The sequence below is a fragment of the Agromyces sp. NPDC055658 genome (assembly GCF_053618155.1).
The window spans coordinates 104,376-112,840 of record NZ_JBSHHD010000009.1; the positions used below are offsets into that span (position 1 = coordinate 104,376).

Here is an 8,465-nt window from a genome sequence, read left to right on the forward strand (position 1 = left end):
TCCCTCCAGAACAGGCCACGGGGGGCGGCCCGTGGCCGAGTCTGCCAGCGCCCCCGTTCGGGGGATAGTCCTCCTTTCGGCCCACTGGCGAAGGCGGAACCGGTGGTCGATCCCGGTTTCGCGCGCTGCACGGAGGTTTCCCAGCCGGATTCCGGTATTCTCGACGGGTCGGTTCTTGACACCGCGTTCGCGCGGATGGGTTTGTGAGTCAAAAGGGCCGGTTCCGGGGCGACTGGTCTCGGATAGTCACCGTATGTGAACGGCCCCGGTCGACGATGTTCCGGGTTCTCGGCGTGCTGCGCTCGCAGCTGCGCCGCCATGTACCTCTCGTACAACCCAGGAAGTCATCACCATGCCCAAGAACAAGAAGCCCAAGGGCGGCCGTCCCGCCGCCAACTTCGACCCGTCGTACGCGAAGGGCGGCAAGGGTCGCGGAACGCAGAAGGCCGGATCGCGCAGCCCCGGCCACCGTGGCTACCGTCCCGAGGAGGAGGCGCCCCGCAAGGAGCGCTGGTCGCGCGACGAGCGCGTCGCCTCGGGCCGCTCACCGCACCGTGCCGACCGCGAGGGCCGCGCCGATTCCTCGGCCGGTCGGGGAGCCGAGCGCAGCGGTGCGTCCCGGGACCCGCGCTCGCGCGACGACCGTCGATACGGCGACCGCCCCGCGCGCCCCCACTACCGCGAGGACCGTCCGGCCCGTTCGTACGATCGTGACGATCGCGCTCCGCGTTCGTTCGACCGGAACGACCGGAACGACCGGAATGACCGTCCGGCTCGTTCGTACGATCGTGACGACCGCGCTCCGCGTTCGTTCGACCGGAACGACCGGAACGACCGTCCGGCTCGTTCGTACGATCGTGACGAGCGCGCTCCGCGTTCGTTCGACCGGAACGACCGGAACGACCGTCCCGCCCGTTCGTACGATCGCGACGACCGCGCTCCGCGTTCGTTCGACCGGAACGACCGCAACGACCGTCCGGCCCGCTCCTACGATCGTGACGACCGCGCCCCGCGTTCGTTCGACCGCAACGACCGCAACGACCGTCCGGCCCGCTCCTACGATCGGGACGATCGGGCTCCGCGCCGCTTCGATCGCGACGACCGTGCGCCGCGCTCGCATGACCGCAACGACCGCGCCCCGCGTTCGTACGACCGCAACGACCGCCCGGCCCGCTCGCACGATCGCGACGATCGTGCACCGCGCCGCTTCGACCGCGACGACCGCCCCGCGCGCGTCCATGGCCGCGACGATCGCGGCCAGCGTCGCGAGTTCGACCGGCCCGGCTTCCGCGACTCCGGTCGCCGGCCCTCGAACTTCTTCCCCGCTCGCGACGCGGCGCCGCGCTTCTCGTCGAACGACGACGTCGTGCTCGAGCGCCTCGAGGCCGAGGCCATCCAGGCCGACGCCGTCGAGGGTGTGGACTTCGCCGATCTCGGCCTCGGCGGCAACGTCGTCCGCGCGCTCCGCGAGCTCGGGGCGGAGTCGCCCTTCCCGATCCAGGCCGCGACGATCCCCGTCGTGCTCGAGGGCCGCGACGTGCTCGGCCGGGGCAAGACCGGCTCGGGCAAGACGATCGCGTTCGGCGCCCCCGCGGTCGAGCGGCTCATGCAGCTCTGGACCGAGTCGGGCAAGGCCGGCGGACGCCGCCAGATGGGCCGCAAGCCCCGCGCCCTCATCCTCGCCCCGACCCGCGAGCTCGCGCTGCAGATCGACCGCACCGTGCAGCCGATCGCGCAGAGTGTCGGCCTCTTCACGACCCAGATCTACGGCGGCGTGCCGCAGGGGCGCCAGGTCGGTGCGCTGCAGCGCGGCGTCGACATCGTGATCGGCACCCCCGGTCGCATCGAGGACCTGATCGAGCAGGGCCGCCTCGACCTCTCGGAGGTCGTCATCACGGTGCTCGACGAGGCCGACCACATGTGCGACCTCGGGTTCCTCGAGCCGGTGCAGCGCATCATCCGTCGTACCGCCCCCGGCGGCCAGAAGCTGCTGTTCTCGGCGACCCTCGACAAGGGCGTCGCCGCCCTCGTCGACGAATTCCTCGTCGAGCCGGCCGTGCACGAGGTCGCCGGTGAAGACCAGGCCTCGTCGACGATCGACCACCGCGTGTTCGTCATCGACAACCGCGACAAGCGCGACATCGTCGCCCAGCTCGCGCAGCGCGAGGGCAAGACCCTCGTGTTCAGCCGCACCCGCGCCTTCGCGGAGGACCTGACCGACCACCTCGAGGACTACGGAATCCGCGCGGTCGCCCTCCACGGCGACCTCAACCAGGCCAAGCGCACGCGCAACCTGCACCAGCTCACGAGCGGTCGCGTCGACGTGCTCGTCGCGACGGATGTCGCGGCGCGAGGCATCCACGTCGACGACATCGACCTCGTGATCCAGGCCGACGCGCCCGACGAGTACAAGACCTACCTGCACCGTGCGGGCCGTACCGGCCGCGCCGGCAAGGAGGGTCGCGTCGTCACCCTCATCCCGCGCAACCGTCAGCGTCGCATGAGCGAGTTGCTCGGTCGCGCCGAGATCGACGTCGACTTCGTCGACGTGCGCCTCGGCGACGACCTGCACGGCGAGCTCGAGCGCGGTGCCGCCGCGGTCGAGGTCGAGACGGTCGAGGTCGTCGAGGTCGAGTCGTCCGACGTGACCGCGTCAGTGGCCGACACGACTGACGTCGAGCCCGCCTCCTGAGCCCGCGGGAGTCGCGGCGCTAGCATGAGCGCGACGCGACTCCCCGGCGCGGCCGCCCGGGCTCGGGCGGGAGCGCGCTGGGGAGGCGCAACCGCATGACCGACGAACCGACCTCGACCCCTGCTCCGTCCGAGGGTGGTGCGCCACCGGCCGGCGCGCCCGCCGGTGCCGCGACTGCGGCTCCACCCGCGGCCGCGACGCGTTCGATGCTCATCTGGTTCGGCGTCGTCATCGTCGTGCTGTCGTTCGTCGCGGCGTTCCTCGGCTCATGGCTCGCTCGATCCGGTGACTCGACGGCCGCGGCTCCCAGCCCGACGCCGACGGCGACGGTCGACGAGGCCGCCTACGAAGAGGCGCTCGAGGAGATCCTGCCCGCGGGATCGGCCGTTCGCGCCGGCAGCGGGGCGCCCGAGGCCGGCAAGGGCTACGAGGGCGACGTCTACATCGACATCACCACCTCCGACGTGTACCTCTTCGAGGACGGCGAGTGGACGCTCGTCGGCAACATCCGCGAGTCGGCCGCCGAGAACCTGACGGGCGCCACCGGAAAGACGGGTGCGACCGGCGCGCAGGGCGAACAGGGCGAGCAGGGCGAGCAGGGCGAGCAGGGCGAGCAGGGCGAGCAGGGAGCGCAAGGCGAAGCCGGCACTCCGGGGACCCAGGTCCTGCTCGGCGTCGGCGCTCCGGCGGCCGACACGTGCACGACGAACGGCGACGTCTACATCGACACCTCGACCGTGCAGTTCTACGAATGCGCCGCCGGATCGTGGCGGCTCTTCGGGCCGCCGAGCACGCCGACTCCGACCGAGGCGCCCGTCCCGACCGAGGAGCCCGCTCCGACGGAGACGCCCGCCGCCCCTGAGGACTCCACCGGGGAGTGAGCCGTCGCGGACGGCGGGAAGACGGGGCGGGTGAGGGCAGGATGCCGCGCCCGTCACCGTGCACACCCTGATCCGCCGACCCCACCGGCGCGCTATGTTCGGACCCATGCGCTCATCGGGTCTCGAACTGTTCGCCGGAGTCGTCGCGACCGCCGTCCTCGTCGCCGGCCTCGCCGGATGCACCCCCGAGCCGGCACCCGCGGCTTCTCCCGACCCGACGGCCGCCGCGTCTCCCGAGCCCGTCGCGACGCCGCTCGAGTGCGACGACCTCGTCGCGCCCGAGCTCGTCGCGGCGACCCTCGAGGGCGGCGACGGCACCCCGGTCGAGCCCGTCGCCGCGGCGTACGAGCACGACGTCTTCACCGGCGTCCTGCTCGAGGGCGTCGGCGGCCTGCCCTGTTCGTGGCGGGTCGGCAGCGGGATGCCGGAGTACGGCAACGGCTCCGACTGGGCGTACCTGCGCGTCGACGTGCTCCCCGGGGCGGCCGGCGAGTGGCAACCCGAGTGGGCCGGTGACGCCCCGTCGACCGATACCCGTGACGTGGCCGGGATCACCGCATCGATCGCCGCCGGTGACAGCGGGTGGCGGCTGTCGGCTCCGGTGGGCGACGCGTGGGTGCGGCTGAGCGTCAGCGCCGCCGGACTGACCGGTGCGGGATCGCGCTTCCTCGGCGTGCCCGGTGGCGACATGCTCGACCGCCTCGCCGCCGCCGCAGAGCCGGTCTTCACGAGCATCGCGGGCGCGTCGCCCGAGCAGCTCGCCTGGCCGGCGATGCCGTCGCGCGAGGGCGAGGCCGCCTGCACCGGCGGGCTCGACGAGCAGGGCATCGTCGCGGCCGAGCAGCTTCCCGACGGCAGCGCCGTCGAATACACGACGGTCGACGCGACGACCGCGCCGGTCGAGGGCTTCACGGGCGCCGTCGAGGCGGCGGCCCGTGCCTTCGACTGCGACCTCGTCGTGGATGGCGGAGCCGTGCCGCTCGTCTCGATCACGACCGCCCGCGGATTCGGGCCGCTCTTCGAGCGCCTGCGCGAGCCCGACGGCGACGTGGCGTTCGAGCCGATCGAGCTCGCCGACGTACCCGCGGGGTCGACGGCGGAGGCGGTCGTCCGTGGATACGACGACGGACCGTCGTCGCCCGCCTACGTCGTCGTGGGTGACAGCCTCTACCGGATCCAGGGCGACGGCGCGTCCGCCGTCGCGCAGGCGATCGTGCACCAGACGTACTGACGCAGCGCGCCCGCTACCCTCGCACCGCCAGCGCGAAGGGCAGCACCTCGGTCGCCCCGGCTGCGCGGAGTTCGCGTGCGGCGACCGTCAGGGTCCATCGGCTGTCGACCTGGTCGTCGACGAGCAGCACCGGCCCAGCCGGCACACCGAGCCCGCCGGCGCTGAAGCGCTGCCACACGCCCGCGAGCCGGAACGCGCTGTTGCCGCCCGGCTGGCCGGTCGGACCGCCGTCGACGAGTTCGAGCGCACCGAGGTAGGGCAGCCGCCCCACCTCGGCGAGGCCGCGCGCGAGTGAATCGACCAGCTGCGGCTTCGAGCGCGACGGCATCGCGACCACGGCCACCGGGCGCTCGGCCCAACCCCACTCGGCGAGCACCCGCACGCAGCCGTCGAGCACGCGGGGCGGCACCGGTGCATCGGGGGCGCCGGCCGCGAACAGCTCGCGCAGCGTGCCGCCCCAGCCGAGGTCGGTGAGCCGGGCCAGCGCCCGCCCCTCGGCGGCTCGCGCCTCGGGCGCGATGCGGCCCTTCACCGGTACGCCCAGGCGGTCGGCGCCGGTGGGCCACTGCGCGCGCGGCTCGATCGGAACGCCCACCCGGTCGAGCGCTCCCCGGGCGGCGGCGGATGCCTCGCCGCCGACGCTCGTCGGGTACCAGGCGCCCGCGCAGTTGTCGCACCGGCCGCACGGGGTCGCCGTGTCGTCGTCGAGCGAGCGCTGCAGGAACTCCATGCGGCAGCCGTCGGTCGTCTCGTACTCGAGCATGTGCTGCTGCTCGGCGAGGCGCTCTGCGGCGATGCGGCGGTATCGGTCGGCGTCGTAGACCCATGGCGCACCGGTCGCGACCCAGCCGCCCTGCACCCGGCGCACCGCCCCGTCGACGTCGAGCACCTTGAGCAGGAGCTCGAGCGGGGTCCGCCGGATGTCGACCATGGCCTCGAGCGACGGCGTCGAGGTCGGGGCGTCGGAGGAGAGGGCCGAGATCACGCGGCTCGCGCGCTCTTCATCGGGCATCGACGCGGTGGCGAAGTAGTGCCAGATGTCGGGATCTTCGGTGCCGGGCATGAGCAGCACGTCGGCCGACTCGGTCGCCCGCCCCGCGCGGCCGACCTGCTGGTAGTAGGCGACGGGTGACGATGGAGCGCCGAGGTGCAGCACGAAACCGAGGTCGGGCTTGTCGAAGCCCATGCCGAGCGCGCTCGTCGCGATGAGCGCCTTGACCTCGTTGCGCTTCAGCATCGTCTCGGACTCGGCGCGTTCGTCGGGGTCGGTCTGGCCCGTGTAGGCGCGCACGGCGTGGCCGTGCTCGCGCAGCAGGCGTGCGGTGTCGTTCGCCGCGGCGACCGTGAGGGTGTAGATGATGCCGGAGCCCGGCAGGTCGTCGAGGTGGTTCAGCAGCCACGCCAGCCGGCTCGGCGAATCGGGCAGCCGCAGCACGCCGAGCCGCAGTGAGGCGCGGGCGAGCGGACCGCGGATGGTGAGCACGCCGGCCGCGGCATCCGCATCAGGGCGGGAGGCGGGCGCCGGACCGCCCGTCGTCGCCCCCAGCTGCTCGGCCACGTCGGCGACGACGCGGCTGTTCGCGGTCGCCGTGGTCGCGAGCACGGGCACGTCGGCCGGCATCCGGGCGATGAGCTCGCGGAGCCGGCGGTAGTCGGGACGGAAGTCGTGCCCCCAGTCGCTGATGCAGTGCGCTTCGTCGACGACGAGCAGGCCGATGCGCTCGACGAGCGCCGGCAGCTGCGTCTCGCGGAACGCCGGGTTGTTGAGGCGCTCGGGGGAGACGAGCAGCACGTCGACCTCGTCGGCCGCGAGCTGCTGCTCGACGTCGCGCCACTCGTGCGCGTTCGTCGAGTTGATGGCCACTGCGCGCACGCCTGCTCGCTCGGCGGCGGCGATCTGGTCGCGCATGAGCGCGATGAGCGGGGAGACGAGCAGGGTGGGGCCGGCGCCGGCGCGCCGCTGCAGGAGCGTCGCGACGAAGTAGACCGCCGACTTGCCCCAGCCGGTGCGCTGCACCACGAGGGCGCGACGCCGCCCCTCGACGAGCGCCTGGATCGCCTCGAACTGGCCGTCGTGGAAGACGGCGTCGTCGCGGCCGACGAGCTCGCGCAGGGCTTCGAGGGCGGACGGACGCAGGTCGCTCATGCCCTCAAGCCTGCCCGATGCCGCTGACAGCCTTCCGCACGGGCGGCCGGATGCGATACGCTCTGGATTCCCTACCGAACAATCGGTCAGGAAATAGGTCTCCGGCGCGACGCGTCCCGGTCGCGCCGGCCGGCCTGTCCCCGCCCGCCCCCTGAACAACGGAGTTCGCATGACCGCTGTCACCGACCGCCCCCGGGCCGGAAGCACCACGGCCGAAGAACGCAAGGTCCTCGCCGGCACCCTCGTCGGCACCTCGATCGAGTGGTACGACTTCTTCATCTACGCGCAGGCCGCCGGCCTCGTGCTCGCGCCGCTCTTCCTCGCCCCCGTCGCCGAGTCGAACCCGGGCCTCGCCCAGGTGCTCTCGTTCGCGACGATCGGCATCTCGTTCCTGTTCCGCCCGCTCGGCGCCGTCGTCGCCGGTCGCCTCGGCGACAAGCTCGGCCGCAAGAAGATGCTCGTCTTCACGCTCGTCATGATGGGCCTGTCGACCGCGCTCATCGGCGTGCTGCCGACCTACGCCGCGATCGGCATCGCGGCGCCCGTCCTGCTCATCCTGCTGCGCATCCTGCAGGGCTTCTCGGCGGGCGGCGAGTGGGGCGGCGCCGCACTCATGGCCGTCGAGCACGCGCCGAACGGCAAGCGCGGGTTCTTCGGCGCCTTCCCGCAGATCGGCGTGCCGATCGGCATGATCCTCGCGACCTTCACGCTGTGGGTGCTCACGAGCTCGATGTCGCCCGAGGCGTTCATGGCGTGGGGATGGCGCATCCCGTTCCTGCTCTCGATCGTGCTGATCATCGTCGGCTACGTCATCCGCAAGGCCGTCGAGGAGAGCCCGGTGTTCGAGGAGCTGCTGCGCCGCCGCAAGGAGGCCTCGGCCCCGCTCGGCCAGCTGTTCCGCAAGAACACGAAGCAGGTCGTGCTCACGGCGGTCATCTTCATCGCGAACAACGCGGCCGGCTACCTGCTGATCGCGTACTTCGCGACCTACGCGGTCACGGCGCTCGGCATGGACCGCCCGACGGTGCTGCTCGCGACGACCCTCGCCTCGTTCGGCTGGCTGATCTTCACCCTCTGGGGCGGCCGGGTCTCCGACCGGCTGGGTCGCGTGCGCACGTTCCAGATCGGCTACGTCTTCCTCGCGCTCTGGGCCGTGCCGATGTGGTTCCTCATCGACACGGGCGAGATCCTCTGGTACTTCGTCGCGCTGTTCGTCATGACGTTCGGGCTGGGCCTCTCGTACGGGCCGCAGGCGGCGCTCTACGCCGAGATGTTCCCGGCGAACGTGCGGTACTCGGGCGTCTCGATCGGGTACGCGCTCGGCGCGATCCTCGGCGGCGCGTTCGCCCCGATGATCGCCGAGGCGCTCATGAACCAGTTCCACGCCTCGTGGACGATCGGCGTCTACATCGCGATCGCCGCCGTCATCTCGCTCGTGGGCGTCTCGCTCGTGAAGGAGACGAAGGACGTCGACCTGCTCGACTGAACCGTCGACGAGCACGGATGCCTCGGGGC

General features: G+C 72.4%; 5 protein-coding genes. 4 read left to right on the forward strand and 1 reads right to left on the reverse strand.

Translation table 11 applies throughout. The features are described from left to right. Positions 1 to 352: 352 nt before the first annotated feature. The 3 genes from ACWGPE_RS06555 to ACWGPE_RS06565 all read left to right on the forward strand — a co-directional run bounded on the left by ACWGPE_RS06555 (position 353) and on the right by ACWGPE_RS06565 (position 4,804). Positions 353 to 2,692 (forward strand): DEAD/DEAH box helicase, encoded by a 2,340-nt coding sequence (locus tag ACWGPE_RS06555; RefSeq protein ID WP_452048379.1) that lies wholly within the window; start codon positions 353 to 355, stop codon positions 2,690 to 2,692. A gap of 95 nt (positions 2,693 to 2,787) precedes the next feature. Beyond that, positions 2,788 to 3,573, forward strand: a complete 786-nt coding sequence (locus ACWGPE_RS06560) for a hypothetical protein (RefSeq protein ID WP_452048380.1) — start codon at positions 2,788 to 2,790, stop codon at positions 3,571 to 3,573. Positions 3,574 to 3,679: 106 nt separating this feature from the next. After that, the gene (locus ACWGPE_RS06565; protein WP_452048381.1) at positions 3,680 to 4,804 is read left to right on the forward strand and encodes a hypothetical protein; all 1,125 of its coding nucleotides are present in this window, start codon (positions 3,680 to 3,682) and stop codon (positions 4,802 to 4,804) included. Positions 4,805 to 4,817: 13 nt separating this feature from the next. Here the strand turns inward: ACWGPE_RS06565 and ACWGPE_RS06570 are convergent, their stop codons facing one another. Next, positions 4,818 to 6,950, reverse strand: coding sequence for a DEAD/DEAH box helicase (locus tag ACWGPE_RS06570; RefSeq protein ID WP_452048382.1), 2,133 nt, complete (start codon positions 6,948 to 6,950; stop codon positions 4,818 to 4,820). Between the two features lie 169 nt (positions 6,951 to 7,119). Between ACWGPE_RS06570 and ACWGPE_RS06575 the strand changes: the two genes are divergently transcribed. After that, complete coding sequence (locus ACWGPE_RS06575; RefSeq protein ID WP_231429785.1) at positions 7,120 to 8,436, forward strand: MFS transporter; 1,317 nt, start codon at positions 7,120 to 7,122, stop codon at positions 8,434 to 8,436. Positions 8,437 to 8,465: the final 29 nt, after the last annotated feature.

What these genes read in the sequence shown, in the direction of transcription:
- ACWGPE_RS06555 (WP_452048379.1), top strand. Translation starts at nt 353, where the DNA reads ATGCCCAAGAACAAGAAGCCCAAGGGCGGCCGTCCCGCCGCCAACTTC.
- ACWGPE_RS06560 (WP_452048380.1), top strand. Translation starts at nt 2,788, where the DNA reads ATGACCGACGAACCGACCTCGACCCCTGCTCCGTCCGAGGGTGGTGCG.
- ACWGPE_RS06565 (WP_452048381.1), top strand. Translation starts at nt 3,680, where the DNA reads ATGCGCTCATCGGGTCTCGAACTGTTCGCCGGAGTCGTCGCGACCGCC.
- ACWGPE_RS06570 (WP_452048382.1), bottom strand. Translation starts at nt 6,950, where the DNA reads ATGAGCGACCTGCGTCCGTCCGCCCTCGAAGCCCTGCGCGAGCTCGTC.
- ACWGPE_RS06575 (WP_231429785.1), top strand. Translation starts at nt 7,120, where the DNA reads ATGACCGCTGTCACCGACCGCCCCCGGGCCGGAAGCACCACGGCCGAA.